The following is a 19,821-nucleotide window of genomic DNA, read 5'->3' on the forward strand; positions in this document are numbered from 1 at the left end:
CCTGCTACGCAAATAGGCGCGTACCAAATTGCTCTTTGCCTAACATCTCAAGTTCTTCGGACTTACCGATGTAAACTTCGCTCACTCCGCTATTTATAGCTTGAAAAGCGTTCTGAAGCTTCGGCAACATCCCACCAGCGATAATATTTTCCGCCTTAAGGCGATCAAAGTCAGACGAGCTTATCTCTCTTAAAACGGAGTTATCATCGGCAACATCTAAAAGTACTCCCTTTTTTTCAAAGCAGTAGACGAGACTCACCTGATAAAGAGATGACAATGCAATAGCAAGTGTTGACGCGATCGTGTCTGCGTTTGTATTAAGTAGCTGTCCTTCTCCATCGTGAGTGATGGCGGAAAAAACAGGAACGACACCCGTTTGCAAAATCTCGTCAAGCTTATTACGGTCTACGGAAGATGGAGACAAATCACCAACAAAACCATAATCTATATCTTTTACAGGTCTCTTAGTCGCCCTGATGAGATTTCCATCAGCGCCGGTAAGGCCTATAGCGTTACATTGGTATCTTTGAAGCTGGGCGACTATGTTCTTATTAATAAGACCAGCATACACCATCGTCACGACTCTCAATGTATCGATATCAGTAATTCTTCTGCCATCGACCATTTTTGGCTCTATTCCCATCGTATGAGAAAGGTCAGTTGCAATTTTGCCACCACCGTGTATAAGGATTTTATCCCCGGGCAGAGTCGAAAAATCTTTCAAAAAATAGTGAAGGTTTTCAGAATTGTCGATGACGTTCCCTCCAATTTTAATGACAAATAGCGGTTTCTTATTATCCATCACCTTTCTTATGTAGATGAAAGCAAATTTTTAAGGACTGTTTGAGCTGCCCAGAGACGGTTCCCTGCTTCCTGAATAACCAGAGACTCCTTGCTATCGAGTATTTCTGAAGAAAGTTCAAGATCTCTACGGACCGGGAGGCAGTGCATAACTTTAGCTTCATTTGTAACTTTCAACCTTTCTAGATCAAGCATCCATCCATCTCCTGAGGTGAGAATCTTGCCGTAGTCCTGATAGCTCGACCAGTTCTTAACATATACAAAATCTGCATTCTTCAATGCCTCATCCTGATCATAGGTTATCCGCGCGCCAGAGGTAAACTCCTCTGCGAGTTCATAGCCTTCTGGATGCGTTATAACGAAGTCAAGCAAACCCTCAGCCTGTGCACGGCACATCCATTCTGCAAAGGAGTTCGGAACAGCTTGAGGCAGGGGCTTAATGTGAGGAGCCCAGGATAATACCACTTTGGGACGCGTTACTTTTTTATGTTCCTGAATGGTTATCAAATCGGCGAAGCTCTGTAGTGGATGTCGCGTTGCACTCTCCAGACTTACTACTGGGATGCCACTGTATTTAATGAACTTATTAAAAATGTCTTCGCTGTAATCCTCCTCCCTGTCTTTCAAGCCGGGAAAAGAACGGATCCCTAATACATCGCAATATTCACCAATTACTGCGGCTGCTTCTCGGATATGCTCTACTGTCGTCCCATTCATGACTACACCGTCGCGTGTTTCGAGAGCCCAGCCTTCTTTGTCCATGTTCATTACCATTACGTTCATACCCAGATTAAGCGCCGCTTTTTGGGTGCTTAAGCGAGTACGGAGGCTGGGATTCAAAAAAATAAGTCCTAAGGTCTTATTTTTTCCAAGACTTTGGTCAGCATAGGGGTTTGCTTTAATTGCAAGAGCTTCGTTTACCAGCTCAGCTACATCAGAAACATCGTTAACAGAAGTAAATAAATTCATCTTTATGGTGTTCTCTCTAGGGATTTAAAATACTGTTGAATGCCTGCAAAAACCTATCGGCATGTGCTTTATTCATATTCAGCGCAGGAAGCAATCGAATGACGTTCGGCTTCGCTTCCCCCGTAAAAATATGATGTTTAAATAATAAATCCTTCTTAACATGAGAAAGTTCCTCAGGAAGATCTATGCCAATCATCAATCCCTTCCCTCTAACTTCGCGCACCTGTTCAAACTTTCCAAGCTCTTTCATGAGATATTCTCCAACCGTTAGAGCGTTAGCAAGCAAGTTTTCTTGTTCGATGACTTCCAAAACAGCGAGCGCTGCAGCACAGGCCAGATGGTTTCCACCAAAAGTGGTTCCGAGCATTCCATGCCAGGACTGAAATTTAGGGGCTATAGAAATTCCGGCTACAGGGAACCCATTTCCCATACCTTTCGCCATGGTGTATATATCTGCATCCACCCCGGCGTACTCATGCGAGTAAAATTTACCTGAGCGAGCGTAACCGCATTGAACAGAATCAGCTATGTAAACGGAGTTATAAGTGTCGCATAGAGACCGAATCAGACGTAAAAAATCATCGTTTGCCGGCTTAATTCCCCCCACTCCCTGAATACCTTCGATAATAACTGCACATATTTCATTTCCGTACGCCTGGAAGGCTTCATTGAGCGCATCAAGATCGTTAAGAGGGAGGAATACGATATTATCCGTTTCATTAACAGGGGCGACAATCTTAGGATTGTCTGTTGCAGCCACAGCCAGAGATGTACGTCCGTGAAAAGCACCTTTAAAAGCGATGATCTTTTTTCTTCCATTGTAGAAAGAAGCAAGCTTTAAGGCATTTTCGTTGGCCTCAGCTCCTGAGTTACATAGAAACAACTTATAATCCGCCTTTCCAGAAACCTGACCTAGCTTTTCCGCTAGCTCTTCCTGTCCCCTTATACGAATCGAGTTTGAGTAAAAACCTATTTCATTCAATTGCTCAGTCAACCGTTTAACATAGTGTGGATGGCTGTGACCAATCGATATAACGGCATGGCCTCCGTAGAGGTCCAAATATTCCTGACCATTGCTATCCCATACCAGGCTTCCTTCGCCTTTTACAATTTCAATAGGATTTAATGGATATACATCAAATAACTTCATTCGCGTTTTGTATAATAATTATTCCTCCGGAAGCTCTCGCCATCCGGATTCGCTAAAAAGCTGCCGCTTTTAGCTTCAAACCAGCCTGTTCGTCAAAGCCAAAAAGCAAATTCATATTCTGCACTGCTTGTCCGGAAGCACCCTTAAGAAGATTATCAATTATGCTGATGATAAGCAATTTATTGTCGTGCTTCTCCAAATACAGGAAGCATTTATTGGTATTGACAACCTGTTTCAGATCTATGTTCTTTTTTAGGATATGCGTAAAAGGATGATCCTTGTAGTATTCCGAGAAAACCTTCGAGGCCTCCTCTAAACTGAGATCAGACTCGGTATATAAGGAGGCGATAATACCTCTCGTAAAATCTCCTCTGTAGGGAATAAAACTCATGTTATCCCTGGTTATTGGAGAGCCTGCCTGGTTTAATGACTGAGTGATCTCGTTCAGGTGCTGATGACCAAAGGGCTTGTATACCGATGAGTTGTTATTTCTCCAGCTAAAATGAGAAGTAGTAGACAGGCTTTGTCCGGCTCCCGTCGATCCTGTAGTTGCAGAGATGTGAATCTCGTTCTGCAGGTTACCCGATTCAGCCAGGGGCAATAATGCCAATTGTATACAAGTAGCAAAACACCCTGGATTAGCAACATTCTTCGCCGTTCTTATTTTTTCCTTTTGAAGCTCTGGTAAGCCGTACACAAAACCGCCTTCTCTAAAGTCAGCGTTCTCGGCAAGTCTGAAATCCTGACTCAGATCTATTACCTTGATTCTTTCGTCTATGTGGTTTCTATCCAAGAACTTTTTTGCGTCTCCATGTCCTACACATAGAAACAGCACATCAACATCTTGCGATAAAGTATCTGTGAAAGCAATGGACGTCTCGCCTGTTAGATCCGTATGGACATCTGAAACCAGGTTTCCTGCATTACTATTGCTGTGAACAAAATTGATGTCAACATTGGGGTGATTAACCAGCAGGCGAATCAATTCACCTCCCGTATAGCCAGCCCCTCCAATAATTCCGGCTTTAATCTTCTGCATAACTCTAAACTAAGTAAACGTTTCCTAAATAACGAGCCGACCTGCAGACAGCTCGTTCACGTGTTTGATGAATGAAGGACTAAGATATTCCTTCATTAACTTTATGCCAGATAGAAACCTGGTTTCCGAATATCTTAGAAAAGCCTTTTACGTCCTCGCCAGTATAACCCTCGTTCATCTCTCCATAGCTGCCGAATTTGCTACTCATCAGATCATTTTCAGACTCTATACCTATTACCAGAAAACGGTAAGGCAGTAGCTGAATATACACTTTTCCATTAACCGTTTTTTGAGCGTTGGTCATGAAGGCTTCGATATCACGCATAATCGGGTCGTGAAATTGTCCCTCATGCATCCAGTTGCCGTAAAACATAGCCAGCTGATCTTTCCAGCTTAGCTGCCACTTGGTTAACGTATGTTTTTCTAAGGCATGGTGTGCCTTAATGATTACCATTGGTGCCGCAGCTTCAAAGCCGACACGTCCCTTAATACCTATAATGGTATCACCCACATGTATATCCCTTCCAATGCCAAAAGGTGCAACGATCTCCTGAATAGCCTGTATCGCCTCTACCGGATGCTCAAACTTCTGTCCATTAACAGCAACAAGTTCTCCCTGTACAAATTCAAGTTCCAGATCCTCTGCGGTGCTTTTTGTAACCTGTGTGGGCCAAGCCTCTTCCGGGAGCATGCCTTTCGATGTGAGCGTTTCCTTACCACCGACGGAAGTTCCCCAGATACCCTTATTTATGGAATACTGTGCTTTTTCGGCATTAATCTCAACGCCATGCTGGCGGAGATATTCAATCTCGGCTTCGCGACTAAGTTTTTGGTCTCGTATAGGTGTTATAATTCCAACCTTCGGAACTAAGATATTGAAGATCATATCAAAACGCACCTGGTCGTTTCCGGCTCCGGTACTACCATGAGCAACAAAGTCTGCTCCTATTTCTTTCGCATAATTGGCGATAGCAGTTGCCTGGGTAACTCTTTCAGCACTTACAGATAAGGGGTAGGTATTATTTTTAAGGACATTACCGAAGATCAGATAACGTAAAGAACTGTCGTAATAGCCCTTAACTGCGTCAACAGCGTGATGTGAAGCAACTCCTAACTCATATGCTCTTTTTTCAATTTGGCGAAGTTCTTCCTCACTGAATCCCCCGGTATTTACAATTACGGAATGAACCTCAAGATCAAGATCTTTTGACAAGTAAATCGCACAATAAGAAGTATCTAATCCACCACTAAAGGCTAAAACAACTTTCTTTTTCATTTAATATTTATTTGGTAGGAGGACAACGAAAAGATTTCGGATCTTCCAAATTGTTATATAAAAACGGGTCGCGCTGCCCGCATTGACTGTCGTGAAACTAGGGATGAACAGCAGCAAATAGCACTTTGGCAGAACCTTTGAGCTTCGCCTCAATCCGTTCAAACAGCGAGGCTTTACGAGTAACCTTATTAAGCTTCTCGTTTTGTATACGCTGTTGCTCTTCCAGCTCTTTCATCTTCTCCACCGGATCATAAAGCATCGCAGTGCAAAGACAATTTTTGCGCTCCTTCATTGTAAGGATGTCGTAATTCACACAACTTTGACAACCCTGCCAAAACTTATCATCTTGTGTAAGCTCTGAATAGGTGACCGGTTCGTATCCAAGTTCCGAGTTTATCTTCATTACAGCTAACCCAGTAGTTAGGCCGAAGATTTTCGCTTCCGGATATTTCTCTCTTGAAAGTTTAAATATCCGATTTTTGATTGCTTTTGCCAATCCGCACTTTCTAAATTGTGGATTTACGATAAGACCCGAATTCGCAACAAAGCTTTCATGCTGCCAGGTTTCTATATAGCAAAATCCTGCCCATGTGCCGTCTTGATGAAGAGCAATCACAGCCTTCCCTTCCCTCATCTTGGTCGCCACATATTCCGGACTTCTCCGTGCAATTCCAGTTCCCCGAGCTTTGGCAGATTCTGCCATCTCATCACATATTTGCTCCGCATAAACAGTATGAATATCCGAAGCTACAATTACAGAAAAATCTTTTTCGTTCATTTTAAAGAAATCCGCTCTCAACGGACGAAGACGCTACGTCTTGACAATTTTCCAGAAAAATTATTGATTTTGACTCTGATGAAACCAGAGCCTAAAGGGGAGGAATGCCTGCGAGTTATCAAACTCGCGGCATAAATGGTCGTCGGTGCCTGAACACCAATTTCCCGTTGATATTCTTTTCACCTATCACTACAGGAACATGTCCGGATAAGGAGGAACATGCTGAAGTAATGTTAAAAAGAGAATTGTTCATTTCAGTTGACTAACAATGTGTAAAACCTATTATTACACTACAAAATTATTGAATTAAATGTAAGTTATGCAACATCATTAAATATTTTTATTCATCTGTAAGTCAAGATATAAGCAATTCACTTTTATTTTTCCGCCTTCCGGGAAAGGATTTAATGATACGATAATCCGTAGACCGAACTTAGAAGGGCAAATCATCGGAGGTATCAGTAGAATAATCTACCTGAGGTTCCTGATAATCAGAAGCACTCTTATTAGCTGAGTTTTCAGTGCCTTCGTCGCCCGAACCACCTTTTCTCCCGAGCATATTGAAATTATCCGCCACAATCTCCGTCACATATCTCTTTGTGCCATTCTTATCGTCATAACTGCGCGTGCGAAGCTTCCCTTCCACATAGATAAGCTCGCCCTTTTTCAAATATTTAGCCGCTACATCTGCAAGTCCTCGCCAAACAACGATATTATGCCACTCCGTTTGCTCTACTTTCTTCCCGTCTCTGGTATAAGTTTCTGATGTGGCTAACGTAAAATTGGCGACGCTGGCGCCTCCTTCCAAGTGTCGAACTTCCGGATCTCTGCCCAAATGTCCAACCAAAATAACTTTGTTAACTCCTGCCATAATTTAGCTTTTTAATTGTGAAGTCAATGTAGGAAGTTTCTAAGAAACGAGAAAATTATTTTTGGTTGCGCTATGTTTGGAAGCTCATCCAAAGCCACAAAATGCCACCCCATCTGATCTACGTTCTGGAGTTTATGCGCCTCTATAACAACAAACTGTGCGTGAATCGTCTGATGACTGAGCTGGTGCTTTGCGGGACCGTGAACCGAAAGGATAGTAACCTCTTCGCCGAAAGCCGATACAAAGTCAGGACGCCCGATCAACTCGATTACGTCAAGTATTTTATCAGATTCAAAAAGAGGAAATTCATATAGATTCTCCCAAATATCCTTCGCCCTTCGTTTACTCAACAATATGGAGTCGCGCGACAAAACAACTATGTAGTTAAAATACCGGGGCCTGGGACGCTGTGCTTTTTTCTTGACGGGTAATACAGTAATCATATCGTTGCGCAGAGCAAAACACTGCTGATTTAAAGGACAGACGATGCAGTCGGGATTGCGCGGCTTACACACCTTTGCACCGAACTCCATCATAGCCTGATTACTTGTTCCCGGATCATGTTTATTAATAACCTCGTTTGCAAGTTCAGTAAACGCTCTCTTCCCCTGAGGACTATTGATCACATCCCGAAGCCCAAAAAAACGTGAGAGTAGCCTGAAGACGTTCCCGTCGACCACCGCCTTTGCCTCGCCGGCAGAGAAGGAAGAGATCGCAGCGGCAGTATATTCGCCTACCCCCTTCAACTTTAAGAGATCGTCGTATCTATTCGGAAAATACCCCCCATATTCCTCCATAACTATTTTAGAGGTTTTATGCATATTTCTGCCTCTTGAATAATATCCCAATCCCTGCCATAGATTGAGGATCTCGTCCTCATTTGCCGCAGCGAAATGTGCGATCGTAGGGTACCGATCTAAAAAGCGTTCAAAATAAGGAAGCCCTTGTTCCACCCTTGTTTGCTGAAGGATTATCTCAGATAGCCAGATGATATACGGATCCCGGGTATTTCTCCATGGCAGATCTCTTTTGTTGATGAGATACCACGCAATAATCTCTTCGATGAAATGCATACGCGAAGGTCCTAAAAACTTCAAGATTTCGATGACCGATATCCAAAAAATGACGTCGAGCACAAGCCTGGAAGAGCGGAGAATAGTCTGAAGTGTACTTCGGAGCGGAATTTCAGAACTCTCAACAATGATACAAAGCCTTAACAAGCTGGAGGATGTAGTTCCCTTAAACCGCTGCAGAACGCAGATTTTCAGACTATTTACCTTCTTTGAACAGAATAAATGGAGCAATTTCCAGTGCTATCTGTCTGGCATTTCAGAAGTTAAAAGAAAAATAAATGGATTTATTTTACGAATTCGAATTAAACCAATACTTTTGCAACCCCAAAACAATTAAGAGTTTACGAAAAAGTTTAACCCAATAAGATATGACTAAAGCAGAAATTATCGCAGAGATATCCACCAAAACAGGAATCGAAAAGCTAGATGTGCAGGAAGCGGTAGAAGCATTTTTTAAAGTAATTAAAAACTCAATGGTTAGCGGCGAAAATGTCTACGTGAGAGGTTTTGGGAGCTTTGTTGTAAAGAAAAGAGCGACAAAGACAGCACGTAATATTTCAAAAAACACCGCTATCATTATCCCTGAGCATTTCGTTCCAAGCTTTAAACCAGCAAAGGTTTTTGTTGAAAAAGTAAAGAACGGTAACGTAACAAAATTGGCTGCAGCAGCCGAAGAAGCAAAAACTGCAGCAGAAGCATAATCTCTGAATATGATCAATGGTAAGCAAATAGCAGTAATCGGACTAGTTGTTGTTCTAATGGGACTTCTGTTTTCATTAGACATCAAGGGTTTGGTTAAGGATGGCCAACATTCGGGGGAAGCTGCCGAAAGTGCCTCACAAGCCACTTTGGTGACAGTTCAAACTGTTTCTGAATCGGCTAAACTGATGCTAAATGCTAATTTATCTGCTCAAATATCCTCTCTGGAAACTCAGCTTAAATCCGCAGAAGGTTCAGAGAGGCTACCTCTTCTTAAGGAACTTGCGCAGAAATGGGATGATGTTAATCAACCAGCCCCAAGCGCATTCTACAATGAAGAGATTGCTGAAAAAGAAAACACTGTCTCGAGATGGCTAAAGACTGGAGATCTTTTTACGAGTGCTTACAGTACCACAAAGGATTCGCTGATTCAGCCTACATTTGTTGCCAAGTCTATCGTCGCCTACCAGAAAGCACTAGACTTGGATGCTAACAACCTAGGTGCCAAAACAGGCCTCGGCGTAGCATACGTTAGCGGAACACCTGAACCAATGAAAGGGATCACTCTCTTACTTGAAGTAGTTAAGCAAGATCCTAAGAACATCAAAGCGAACATGAATCTTGGCTTATTTTCGATCAAGTCCGGGCAGTTCGACAAAGGTATTAACCGCTTTAAAACAATTTTAGAGCAGGAGCAAATGCCTGAAGCATGGTTTTACCTGGCGACTTGTTACGAGAATATCGGACAGAATGCTGAGGCTATTCATGCCTATGAACAAAGCAAAACCCTTGCTGCTGACCCTGGTTTCAGCTCATACATAGATCAGCGCATCAACACATTGAAAAGTAATTAATTAACAATAAAAACATTTAAAACTTAAAATTATGCCAAGCGGTAAAAAAAGAAAAAGACATAAAATGGCTACCCACAAACGTAAAAAACGTTTAAGAAAAAACAGACACAAGAAGAAGTAGTCTAACTGCTTAGTCAATGAAAAAGACCTCCACGCTCATGCGACCGGAGGTTCTTGTGTTATAATCATTTCTTGTGTCAAACGTTGACAGGTAACCCTGTCACTAAAAAGGTAGCTGTTGGTAAAAGAATTAATAATCAATTCAGCCCCTAATGGGGTAACTATAGCTTTACTGCAAGACAAGCAACTCGTAGAACTGACCACAGAACACATTAACAACAACTATGCTGTTGGCGATATTTACCTTGGGCGGATTAAAAAAATCATGCCCGGGTTAAATGCTGCTTTTGTTGATGTGGGCTATGAAAAAGATGCTTTCCTGCATTATCTTGACCTGGGGCCTCAGGTTCAGTCGCTGATTAAGCTGACGAAGATTGTAAAGAACGGCAGTTATAAAGAAAAATTGCTGAATAATTTTAAGCTGGAAGAGGACATCAATAAATCCGGCAAAATTTCCGAAGTGCTAAACCGCAACATGTTGTTGCCTGTTCAGATTGCTAAGGAACCTATATCAACTAAAGGCCCACGCTTAAGTTCAGACCTTTCGATTGCAGGACGATTTGTAGTATTGGTTCCGTTTTCGGAGTCGATCTCTATATCAAAAAAGATCAAGAGCAACACAGAGAGAGTTCGTCTTAAGAAGATAGTTGAAAGCATTAAGCCAAAGAATTTTGGCGTTATTATACGTACTGTTTCAGAGGGTAAGGGCGTTGCAGAATTGCAAAAAGACCTGCTCGATTTAATATCCCGGTGGGAGACCATATCGGCGAGATTAGACGCCACTGAACCTTCTAAAAAGATCCTTGGAGAAATGGGGCGTACGTCCACAATTCTTAGGGACTTATTAAATGCTGATTTTACAAATATCCATGTCAACGACACTGCGATATTCGAAGAGATCCGTATGTATGTAAGAGACATTTCGCCTGAACTGGAAAAGATCGTGAAACTCTATAAGCACAAGGAGCCTATATTTGAGCACTTTGGAATAGAGAAACAAATCAAATCAACGTTCGGCAGAACAGTTAATCTACCGGGTGGTGCTTATCTCGTAATCGAGCATACAGAGGCCCTCCATGTCGTGGATGTAAATAGTGGAAACCGGACGGCCAATCCTGAGAATCAGGAAGAAAACGCTTTCATGGTAAACAAGGAAGCAGCCAAAGAAATCGCCAGACAGCTTCGTCTGAGGGATATGGGAGGCATTGTTGTAGTCGATTTTATCGATATGCACAAGCCAAATAACCGTAAAGATCTCTTTGATTACCTGAAGCAGCAAATGGCTCTTGACCGTGCGAAACACACTATTTTGCCTCCAAGTAAATTTGGACTCGTCCAGATCACCAGGCAGAGAGTGCGCCCGGAGATGAACATCGTTACTAATGAAAAGTGTCCTGCCTGTGACGGAACAGGAGAGATAAAGGCCAGCATTGTCTTGATGGACGACATCGAGAATAATCTGAACTATATCTTAAGTGAGCAGAATGAAAAAAGCGTTACACTTACTGTCCACCCCTACATTGAGGCCTACATTAAAAAGGGAATTATCTCCAGACAATGGAAGTGGTTCTTAAATTATGGTAAATGGATTAAAGTTAAATCCTCCCCATCTTATTATCTTACCGAATTCCACTTCATGAATTCGAAAGATGAAGAAATTAAGCTTTAGCTTTAAAAGGACCCGGGAAATTCCCCGGGTCCTTGCTTTTTGCACCCTTCCGAAGCCGTGGTTAATCGACTGTCTAAACTTCTTACATTAATCTCTTCTCACGCATTGACGATGCAAGCAACATTTTTTGGAAGATTGCCATTCCAGAGTGCTATTTTCGTGTGAAATAGATCGAGAAAATTGGCAAAAATTAAATCTGCATACTTCTGTCAAAGCTGTGGCTACGAATCAGCCAAATGGTTGGGTAAGTGTCCCTCATGTAATCAGTGGAATTCATTTGTAGAAGAAGTGATACAAAAACCAGGCGCCGCCGTCCCTGAATGGAAAGGCGCAGGAAATCTCTCCAGAGTCGCAAAGCCTTCAGCGATTCACGAAATCACGTACAAGGAGGAAAGCAGATGGGTTAGTCCCGACTCTGAATTCAATCGGGTACTAGGCGGCGGAATCGTTCCTGGATCTCTCGTCCTTATTGGCGGCGAACCGGGCATCGGAAAATCGACACTGATGCTCCAGCTGGCATTACAACTGAAGGATAGAAAGATCCTTTACGTCTCGGGAGAAGAAAGCGAGCATCAAATCAAGATGAGAGCGGAAAGGCTCAGCAACCAAAATGCTCCAAAAGAAAAAAACGGAGTATTCATACTCACTGAAACCTCCACCCAGAACATCTTCAAGCAGATTGAAATATTGGAGCCTGGCCTGGTAGTAATAGACTCCATTCAGACGCTCCACTCAGCACATATTGAATCGACGCCAGGAAGTGTTTCCCAGGTACGCGAATGCACGGCCGAACTCATGCGCTTCGCTAAAGAAACCTCTACACCTGTCTTTCTCATAGGCCACATCACGAAAGATGGGTCCATTGCCGGACCGAAAATCCTGGAACACATGGTCGATACCGTCTTGCAGTTTGAGGGCGACAGGCACCATGTCTACCGGATCCTGAGAGCGGTGAAGAACAGGTTCGGATCTGCTTCGGAGCTTGGAATTTATGAGATGCAGGGCGCTGGTCTGCGAGAGGTCTCTAACCCCTCAGAGATTCTGCTTTCTCAACGAGATGAAGAGCTGACAGGCATCACTATATCAGCCATGTTAGAAGGCGTCAGACCGATGCTAATCGAAACCCAGGCATTGGTCAGCCCCTCAGCTTACGGAACGCCTCAGCGGTCCGCTACAGGCTTTGACACGCGAAGAATGAATATGTTGCTTGCCGTACTTGAAAAGAGATGCGGCTTCAGGTTAAGTGCAAAGGACGTATTTCTTAACATCGCCGGAGGGCTGCGCGTTGAAGACCCTGCTGTAGACCTCGGGATCATCGTCGCAATCATCTCTTCTCATGAGGATATTGCAGTTTCCTCCAAGACCTGCTTCGCTGCGGAAGTAGGGCTCTCAGGTGAAGTCAGAGCGGTCAACAGGATTGAGCACCGCATCGCAGAAGCTGAGAAGCTAGGATTTGAGCGAATCTACATCTCTAAATACAATAAAAAAGGATTAGACCTCAGCAAATATTTAATCAAAATAGAAACTGCTTCCAAAATTGAAGACGTATTTACATCCCTCTTTGGATAGATACAACATGAAAAAAGGCCGCTAATCGCGGCCTTTTTATTTATTTACTTAAGTACATTGATTTCTCTTTGTAAAGCTTTACGAAGTATGGATCTTCCAGATCTTTTATAAAACGTATTGCCTCACCAGTAGACTTCATCTCAGGCCCTAATTGCTTTTCAACTTCAGGGAACTTATCAAAAGAGAAGACTGGCTCTTTGATGGCATAACCGATCAGCTTGCGCTCAATCTTGAAGTCCTTAAGCTTATTAGCACCTAACATAATTTTCGCTGCAATATTGATATATGGAACATCGTAAGCCTTCGCGATAAACGGAACAGTCCGCGAAGCCCTTGGATTAGCTTCAATCACATATACGTCCTCACCTTTGATCGCAAACTGGATATTTAGCAACCCTCTCACATCGAGAGCCTTCGCGAGCTTAATGGTATACTCTTCCATTAAATCGGTAACTTTCTTCGAAAGGTTGAAAGGGGGAAGAACTGCACTTGAGTCTCCAGAGTGGATACCTGCAGGTTCGATGTGCTCCATTAAACCAACGATATGTACATCTTCACCATCGCAGATACTATCTGACTCCGCTTCTTCTGCACGATCCAGGAAATGATCAATCAGTACTCTGTTCCCAGGCAAATCACCGAGTAATTTCACTACCGCCTTTTCAAGATCTTCATCGTTGATGACAATGCTCATACCCTGACCACCCAATACATAACTCGGACGAACCAGGACAGGATAACCAACTTGTCTCGCTACATCGATAGCCTCTTCAGCACTCTCAGCAACACCGTATTTAGGATAAGGAATGTCAAGATCCTTCAACAGGTCAGAGAACCGGCCGCGATCTTCAGCTATATCCATGTTATTGAATGAAGTACCGATGATCTTGATGCCCTTTTCATGAAGCTTTTCAGCCATCTTAAGAGCTGTTTGACCTCCCAGCTGAACGATCACACCTTCCGGCTTTTCAAGATCGATGATCTCGCGAACGTGCTCCCAGAATACAGGCTCAAAATAAAGCTTATCTGCCATATTGAAATCCGTAGACACTGTCTCAGGGTTACAGTTCACCATGATAGATTCATAGCCAGCTTCTTTAGCAGCTAAAAGACCGTGTACACAAGAATAATCAAACTCTATACCCTGCCCAATACGGTTGGGCCCCGATCCAAGCACAATGACTTTTTTCTTGTCAGACGGGAAAGACTCGTTCTCGTCTTCGTATGTGGAATAATAATAAGGTGTCTGTGCCTGAAACTCAGCAGCACAAGTATCAACCATCTTATAAACACGCTTGATACCCAGCTCTTTCCTGCGGTCATAAACATCGTCCTCAGTAACCGAGTTACCCAGTAACCATGCAATCTGAACATCAGAATACCCCTTCTGCTTCAACGTCAGGAAGAAATCCCTTGGAATATTAGTCAGCGAATATCTCTTGATTTCTGTCTCCAAAGCAACAAGCTCCTGGATCTGAATAAGGAACCACTTATCTATCTTCGTAGCCTTGCGGATCGACTCAAGAGGCACGCCCATACTCATAGCATCCTTGATCAGGAACAATCTGTTCCAGCTTGGATGCTCCAGTCCGTGCATAATTTCATCCAGGTTGCGGCACTGCCGCCCGTCTGCACCCAAACCAGAACGGCCAATCTCAAGACTTTGTGTCGCCTTTTGAAGAGCCTCAATGAATGTACGACCGATTGCCATAACCTCACCAACAGACTTCATCTGAAGCCCCAGCTCCGTATTGGCACCCTTGAATTTATCAAAGTTCCATCTCGGAACCTTCACAATTACGTAATCGAGTGTAGGCTCGAAATAAGCCGATGTTGTTTTGGTGATCTGATTCTCAACCTCATCAAGGTTGTATCCGATCGCAAGTTTCGCAGCGATCTTTGCAATTGGGTATCCGGTTGCCTTAGAGGCAAGAGCTGATGAACGAGAAACCCGTGGATTGATTTCGATAGCAATAATCGATTCATCTGCAGGATTCACAGAAAACTGTACGTTACATCCACCTGCGAAATTACCAATGGCACGCATCATCTTCATCGCCTGATTACGCATCTCCTGGTAACAACGATCGCTTAAGGTCATAGCCGGAGCAACGGTTATAGAGTCGCCGGTATGAACCCCCATCGGATCGAAATTCTCGATTGAACAGATAATAATCACATTATCCTTGCTGTCTCTCAATAATTCCAGTTCATACTCTTTCCATCCAAGAACCGCCTGCTCAACCAATACCTCATGGGTTGGAGAAGCTTGCAGACCCCGACTTAAAGCTGCATCGAAATCCTCTTTCTTGTGAACTATACCACCTCCGGTACCACCAAGAGTGTATGACGGACGGATAACTAAAGGAAATCCTATCTCCTGAGCAGCTTCCTTACCTTCAAGAAAAGAGTTTGCAATTTTGGATGTCGCTACCCCAACGTTGATGTCCACCATAAGCTGGCGAAACTCCTCGCGGTTTTCTGTCTTTTCGATAGCTGCAACATCAACACCAATCACACGGACGTTATATTTAGCCCAGATGCCTCTTTCTTCCGCCTCTTTACAAAGATTTAACGCTGTTTGTCCTCCCATAGTTGGTAAAACAGCATCAATTTGACGCTCAGAAAGAATCTGCTCTAAACTCTCGCAATTAAGCGGAAGAAGATAAACGTGATCTCCGATCACTTTATCTGTCATAATGGTCGCCGGATTGGAATTAATTATAGAAACTTCTATCCCTTCATCTTTAAGAGATAAAGCCGCCTGCGATCCTGAATAATCGAATTCACAAGCTTGACCGATAATAATAGGCCCTGAACCGATGATCAGGACTGATTTAATGGATGGATCTTTTGGCATAGGGTTGTTAAAGTCAAAAGTTAAATCGAAGTCTTAAGACTTCATAACCAGCGAGATTTCCTATGCTGTTTATGAAAATCCCGGCCTGATTGTCGGGATGCAAAGGTAAGGAATAATAATACTTTTAATTATATAAAGTACAAAAAAAATAAACGTAAAATCTCGCTATGTAAAGTTAGATCCGCTCATAGCCCTAATCTTCGTCCTTGCACCCACTTCCGGTTTTCATACCTTTGCTGCGTGATCGCCTATAGCATGAATTTTGGAGAACTTATTCTCAACCAGCTCATCCAAACCTCAGCTCTGGAGTGGGTTGGAACAATTACCGGATTTCTTTGCGTTTACCTCGCAGCCCGCGAGAACATCCTGAATTGGCCTGTCTCGATTATAAGCGTGCTTGCATACTCCGTTCTTTTCTTCCAATACCATCTTTTCGGTGACGCTGCCCTGCAAATTTATTTTCTCGGAACAGCACTCTATGGCTGGTATTTCTGGAGAAAAAACAAGTCCGAAGATCAAAAGCCGGTAGTCTCGCTCAAACCGACAGAATACCTCATAGTCGGAGCTGCCGTCGTTACTTTATCAGGCCTGCTGGGTCTCTTTCTTGATCACTTCACCCCAACAGACGTTCCCTATATAGATGGGACTTGCACTGCAATCAGTTTCGTTGCACAAATTTTGCTTACAAGAAAAGTACTGCAAAACTGGATACTATGGATTATCGTCGATATTATCTACGTACCATTATATTTATATAAAGAACTTGCACTCACAGCTATCCTCTACGTGATATTTCTATTTATCGCAGCAATGGGCTATAAAGACTGGAGAAAGACATGGAAAACAGCACAGACATCATAAAGAAAATAGCAGTCGTAGGGCCAGAATCTACCGGAAAATCTACCATTTCGGCTCAACTGGCAGATTACTACCAAACCGTATGGGTGCCCGAATACTCCAGAGAGTACTGCAGCAAGCTCACCGGCCCATGTAGCTGGGAGGATGAAATCAATATGTTCAAGGGACAACTGGCCCTGGAGGATGAACTATTACCGAAAGCAAATAAACTGCTCATCTGCGATACTACCTTCATAACAGTAAAGATCTGGAGTGATCATGTTTTCGGCAAAGCACCCGAAGAAGTCCTCACTGAACTGCCTCGTCGCCATTACGATCTCTACCTCCTGATGGATATCGACCTTCCATGGGAAGATGACCCTTTAAGAAATTTCCCCGACCTCAGGGAGTACTTTATGACCATCTGGATGAAGGAACTTCAGGCGCTCAACGCAAACTATTCGGTCATCAGCGGCACTTACGATGTGAGAAAAAAGAATGCAATTGATACAATTAACCAATTCTTTAACATCATTTAACAGTCAATTCGAAGATTTTTCATAGTTTTACAATGATACCAATTAGCTTATGTGATAAGCAATCGTATGCAGGTTGACCGATTACAAGGTGAACAAATCTGCTTAATTAGGCACAATGGAGACGAGGGAAAAGACTGGGATGTATTCATTTAGTGCCAGTTAATTTAATTACCGACTTAGCTCTCCTAAGTATACGTTCTTTTTAGTTAATGATTAAAAAAACCTTCTGCTCTTCAGAAGGTTTTTTTTTGCACAACATTACTATATTCGCTTCGTAAAAAATCATCTATGGAATTCTTATCGAACCCCGAAATCTGGGTTTCTCTCTTAACCCTTACCGTCCTTGAGATCGTCTTAGGGATCGACAACATTATTTTTATATCGATTTTGTCCGGCAAACTGCCCGAACACCAGCAAAAAAAAGCACGACAAATCGGACTGGCTCTTGCCATGATTACGCGCATCTTGCTTCTACTCTCACTAAGCTGGGTAATGACACTTACCGATCCCCTCTTTAACTTAGGATCCCTGGTCGGCATTAGCAGTCCCGAATGGCTCGAGAAGCTGGCTATTTCAGGGCGCGACCTCATTCTCTTAACGGGAGGTCTATTTCTTATTTACAAAAGTACTGCCGAAATACACGACAAGCTCGAAGGACACGAACATGAAAGCGGCGTAAAAAAGGTCTATTCTTTTTCCGGCGTCCTTGCTCAGATATTAGTACTCGATGTCGTATTTTCTCTTGACTCCGTAATCACAGCAGTAGGTATGGCCGACGAGGTAATGGTAATGATTGCCGCAGTCGTCATCTCTATTATCGTGATGATGTTCTCCGCCGGAAGCATCAGTGCCTTCGTGAACAAACATCCAACGGTTAAAATGCTTGCATTATCCTTCCTGCTCCTGATAGGCGTATCACTGATAGCAGAAGGTCTTGATCAACACATACCAAAAGGATATATTTATTTCGCGATGGCCTTCTCTGTGCTGGTTGAAATGCTTAACCTCAAAATGAAAGGCAGCTCTCAAACGCCGGTAGCTCTGAAAAACTTCCCCGACGAAAGCAAAGAATCATAATCCAGACATACCTGTTAAACAAATAAGGAGTGCCAAATCGGCACTCTTTATTTGTTTAGACAATCCTGCAAAACAAACCCTTCAGATATTCTCCCTCGGGGAACGAAGACCTTACCGGGTGATCTTCTGGCTGACAGAACTGATATATATACTGAATTTCCTTTCCGGCGTCCAAAGCTGCCCAGGCCAATATCTGCTTAAAGTGACTAATATCCACTGCTCCCGAACAAGAAAACGTCGCCAGTAAGCCCCCGCTGTTTAAAAGCCCCATTGCCATCCTGTTTAAATCTTTGTATGCTCTTGAAGCTTTGTCAAGCGATGAGCGGGAGGGCGCATACTTCGGAGGATCCAGTACGATGATATCAAACTTCTGTCCCTCCTCTTTCAATACGCGCAGATATTTATTCACATCCGACTGTATAGCCGTGTGCTTCGCTTCATCAAAACTATTGAGTACGATATTTTGCTTCAGCGTTTCTACAGCCAACGCAGAACTATCTACACTTGTCACTTCTGCCGCACCAATCTTTAAGGCATTTAAGGTAAATCCGCCGGAATACGAGAAGCAATCGAGCACCCGTTTACCTTCCGCATACCCTGCAACAATTCTGCGGTTCTCCCGCTGGTCACAGAAAAACCCGGACTTTTGTCCCTCCGCAATATTGATATGATACTTTAATCCGTTCTCCAACACCTCCACAAACTGAGGTGGTTCCTCTCCGTAAAGAATCCCAAAAGAGGCATCCATTCCATCGTGTGCCCTCGCAGAAGCATCGCTCCGGTCAAACACCCCCTTTACGTTTAAGAGACTAACAAGCTCATCTACGATAATCCCTTTCACTTTTTCAATCCCCGACGTCAGGATCTGCACCGAAAGATAATCAGCATACCGGTCCACAATCAGTCCAGGCAGAAAATCCGCTTCACTAAAAATCAGCCGGTAAGTATTGGTTCCGGTAGCCGACAACAAATCCTTACGGGCAGAAACCGCCCTTTGAACCCTCATCCTCCACCAAGACTCATCAATAGTAACCTGTTCATTCCATTCCAGGAGGCGCACAGCAACGCGGGACTGATCGTTGTAAAATCCCTTTGCCAGGAATTCCCCCGAATGATCCCTTACATCTACTATATCACCGTTCTCCGGCTTTCCATTTATATGTTCAATCGCTCCCGAAAAAATCCATGGATGCAATTGACGCACTGCTTTTTCTTTTCCTTTTTTAAGACGCACTTCCGACATAAGATCAAAGGTAACACGATCGTATCAATTTATCGTATTACTGCTACATTTGCCTAATGGAAGAGATTGCGTGGAATGACTTTGAAAAAGTCGAACTCCGGATAGGAACGATTCTGGAGGTATTACCATATCCGGAAGCGCGAAAGCCTGCTTATAAAATTAAGGCTGACTTTGGCATTTTCGGAGTAAAGTGGAGTAGCGCACAAATTACAAAACTATACTCCCCAGACGAATTAACAGGCAGGCAGATCATCGGCGTAACTAATTTTCCCAAGAAGCAGATCGGCAAATTTATGTCCGAATTTCTAGTAACTGGTTTCGAGAATGAAAACGGCGATATCGTTCTGGCAGCAGTAGAGAAACCGGTTCCTAACGGTTCAAAATTAATTTAATACAA

At 43.2% G+C, this 19,821-nt stretch carries 18 protein-coding genes; 8 read left to right on the plus strand and 10 right to left on the minus strand.

Annotated elements, in window-relative coordinates; translation table 11 throughout:
* Positions 1-4: 4 nt before the first annotated feature.
* The 8 genes from argB to mutY form a co-directional block, all read right to left on the minus strand.
* Entirely contained in the window at positions 5-802 is a 798-nt protein-coding gene (gene argB, locus B0I27_RS06050) for an acetylglutamate kinase (RefSeq protein WP_106292327.1), read from the minus strand.
* 8 nt (positions 803-810) lie between these two features.
* Positions 811-1,770, minus strand: coding sequence for a Rossmann-fold NAD(P)-binding domain-containing protein (locus tag B0I27_RS06055; RefSeq protein WP_106292328.1), 960 nt, complete (start codon positions 1,768-1,770; stop codon positions 811-813).
* Between the two features lie 16 nt (positions 1,771-1,786).
* A complete protein-coding gene (locus B0I27_RS06060; RefSeq protein WP_106292329.1) occupies positions 1,787-2,920 on the minus strand; it encodes an aspartate aminotransferase family protein in 1,134 nt (377 codons plus the stop codon).
* A gap of 52 nt (positions 2,921-2,972) precedes the next feature.
* A complete protein-coding gene (gene argC / locus B0I27_RS06065) occupies positions 2,973-3,959 on the minus strand; it encodes an N-acetyl-gamma-glutamyl-phosphate reductase (RefSeq protein ID WP_106292330.1) in 987 nt (328 codons plus the stop codon).
* 79 nt (positions 3,960-4,038) lie between these two features.
* Entirely contained in the window at positions 4,039-5,235 is a 1,197-nt protein-coding gene (argG, locus tag B0I27_RS06070) for an argininosuccinate synthase (RefSeq protein ID WP_106292331.1), read from the minus strand.
* Between the two features lie 97 nt (positions 5,236-5,332).
* Entirely contained in the window at positions 5,333-6,013 is a 681-nt protein-coding gene (locus B0I27_RS06075) for an N-acetyltransferase (protein WP_106292332.1), read from the minus strand.
* A 433-nt stretch (positions 6,014-6,446) separates the two neighbouring features.
* Positions 6,447-6,884, minus strand: coding sequence for a single-stranded DNA-binding protein (locus B0I27_RS06080; protein ID WP_106292333.1), 438 nt, complete (start codon positions 6,882-6,884; stop codon positions 6,447-6,449).
* A 23-nt stretch (positions 6,885-6,907) separates the two neighbouring features.
* Positions 6,908-8,188 (minus strand): A/G-specific adenine glycosylase, encoded by a 1,281-nt coding sequence (mutY, locus tag B0I27_RS06085; protein ID WP_342751872.1) that lies wholly within the window; start codon positions 8,186-8,188, stop codon positions 6,908-6,910.
* 137 nt (positions 8,189-8,325) lie between these two features.
* Between mutY and B0I27_RS06090 the strand changes: the two genes are divergently transcribed.
* The 4 genes from B0I27_RS06090 (at position 8,326) to radA (ending at position 12,868) form a co-directional block, all read left to right on the plus strand.
* Entirely contained in the window at positions 8,326-8,658 is a 333-nt protein-coding gene (locus B0I27_RS06090; protein WP_106292335.1) for an HU family DNA-binding protein, read from the plus strand.
* A gap of 9 nt (positions 8,659-8,667) precedes the next feature.
* Positions 8,668-9,510, plus strand: a complete 843-nt coding sequence (locus tag B0I27_RS06095) for a tetratricopeptide repeat protein (protein ID WP_106292336.1) — start codon at positions 8,668-8,670, stop codon at positions 9,508-9,510.
* 238 nt (positions 9,511-9,748) lie between these two features.
* Positions 9,749-11,299, plus strand: coding sequence for an Rne/Rng family ribonuclease (locus tag B0I27_RS06100; RefSeq protein ID WP_106292337.1), 1,551 nt, complete (start codon positions 9,749-9,751; stop codon positions 11,297-11,299).
* A gap of 180 nt (positions 11,300-11,479) precedes the next feature.
* Entirely contained in the window at positions 11,480-12,868 is a 1,389-nt protein-coding gene (gene radA / locus B0I27_RS06105) for a DNA repair protein RadA (protein WP_106292338.1), read from the plus strand.
* A gap of 40 nt (positions 12,869-12,908) precedes the next feature.
* Here radA and carB read toward each other — a convergent pair whose 3' ends face one another.
* Positions 12,909-15,728, minus strand: coding sequence for a carbamoyl-phosphate synthase large subunit (gene carB / locus B0I27_RS06110; RefSeq protein WP_106292339.1), 2,820 nt, complete (start codon positions 15,726-15,728; stop codon positions 12,909-12,911).
* A 255-nt stretch (positions 15,729-15,983) separates the two neighbouring features.
* Between carB and pnuC the strand changes: the two genes are divergently transcribed.
* The 3 genes from pnuC to B0I27_RS06125 all read left to right on the plus strand — a co-directional run bounded on the left by pnuC (position 15,984) and on the right by B0I27_RS06125 (position 18,181).
* Positions 15,984-16,589: a nicotinamide riboside transporter PnuC gene (pnuC, locus tag B0I27_RS06115; protein ID WP_106292340.1), complete on the plus strand. Its 606-nt coding sequence runs from the start codon at positions 15,984-15,986 to the stop codon at positions 16,587-16,589.
* On the plus strand, positions 16,565-17,104 hold the full coding sequence (locus B0I27_RS06120; protein ID WP_106292341.1) for an AAA family ATPase: 540 nt from the start codon (positions 16,565-16,567) through the stop codon (positions 17,102-17,104). The genes pnuC and B0I27_RS06120 overlap by 25 nt, the downstream gene beginning before the upstream one ends.
* Before the next feature lie 288 nt (positions 17,105-17,392).
* The gene (locus tag B0I27_RS06125; RefSeq protein ID WP_106292342.1) at positions 17,393-18,181 is read left to right on the plus strand and encodes a TerC family protein; all 789 of its coding nucleotides are present in this window, start codon (positions 17,393-17,395) and stop codon (positions 18,179-18,181) included.
* Between the two features lie 55 nt (positions 18,182-18,236).
* Here the strand turns inward: B0I27_RS06125 and B0I27_RS06130 are convergent, their stop codons facing one another.
* Positions 18,237-19,424 (minus strand): class I SAM-dependent rRNA methyltransferase, encoded by a 1,188-nt coding sequence (locus B0I27_RS06130; RefSeq protein ID WP_106292343.1) that lies wholly within the window; start codon positions 19,422-19,424, stop codon positions 18,237-18,239.
* Between the two features lie 56 nt (positions 19,425-19,480).
* On the opposite strand from B0I27_RS06130, the gene B0I27_RS06135 reads away from it, so the two are divergent.
* Positions 19,481-19,816, plus strand: a complete 336-nt coding sequence (locus B0I27_RS06135; RefSeq protein ID WP_106292344.1) for a tRNA-binding protein — start codon at positions 19,481-19,483, stop codon at positions 19,814-19,816.
* The last annotated feature ends 5 nt before the right edge of the window (positions 19,817-19,821 follow it).

It is taken from the genome of Arcticibacter pallidicorallinus, assembly GCF_003002875.1.
Taxonomy (GTDB): Bacteria; Bacteroidota; Bacteroidia; order Sphingobacteriales; family Sphingobacteriaceae; genus Arcticibacter; species Arcticibacter pallidicorallinus.

Coding starts and splice junctions, on each gene's coding strand:
- argB (WP_106292327.1), bottom strand. CDS start 802: ATGGATAATAAGAAACCGCTATTTGTCATTAAAATTGGAGGGAACGTC.
- B0I27_RS06055 (WP_106292328.1), bottom strand. CDS start 1,770: ATGAATTTATTTACTTCTGTTAACGATGTTTCTGATGTAGCTGAGCTG.
- B0I27_RS06060 (WP_106292329.1), bottom strand. CDS start 2,920: ATGAAGTTATTTGATGTATATCCATTAAATCCTATTGAAATTGTAAAA.
- argC (WP_106292330.1), bottom strand. CDS start 3,959: ATGCAGAAGATTAAAGCCGGAATTATTGGAGGGGCTGGCTATACGGGA.
- argG (WP_106292331.1), bottom strand. CDS start 5,235: ATGAAAAAGAAAGTTGTTTTAGCCTTTAGTGGTGGATTAGATACTTCT.
- B0I27_RS06075 (WP_106292332.1), bottom strand. CDS start 6,013: ATGAACGAAAAAGATTTTTCTGTAATTGTAGCTTCGGATATTCATACT.
- B0I27_RS06080 (WP_106292333.1), bottom strand. CDS start 6,884: ATGGCAGGAGTTAACAAAGTTATTTTGGTTGGACATTTGGGCAGAGAT.
- B0I27_RS06090 (WP_106292335.1), top strand. CDS start 8,326: ATGACTAAAGCAGAAATTATCGCAGAGATATCCACCAAAACAGGAATC.
- B0I27_RS06095 (WP_106292336.1), top strand. CDS start 8,668: ATGATCAATGGTAAGCAAATAGCAGTAATCGGACTAGTTGTTGTTCTA.
- carB (WP_106292339.1), bottom strand. CDS start 15,728: ATGCCAAAAGATCCATCCATTAAATCAGTCCTGATCATCGGTTCAGGG.
- pnuC (WP_106292340.1), top strand. CDS start 15,984: ATGAATTTTGGAGAACTTATTCTCAACCAGCTCATCCAAACCTCAGCT.
- B0I27_RS06120 (WP_106292341.1), top strand. CDS start 16,565: ATGGAAAACAGCACAGACATCATAAAGAAAATAGCAGTCGTAGGGCCA.
- B0I27_RS06125 (WP_106292342.1), top strand. CDS start 17,393: ATGGAATTCTTATCGAACCCCGAAATCTGGGTTTCTCTCTTAACCCTT.
- B0I27_RS06130 (WP_106292343.1), bottom strand. CDS start 19,424: ATGTCGGAAGTGCGTCTTAAAAAAGGAAAAGAAAAAGCAGTGCGTCAA.
- B0I27_RS06135 (WP_106292344.1), top strand. CDS start 19,481: ATGGAAGAGATTGCGTGGAATGACTTTGAAAAAGTCGAACTCCGGATA.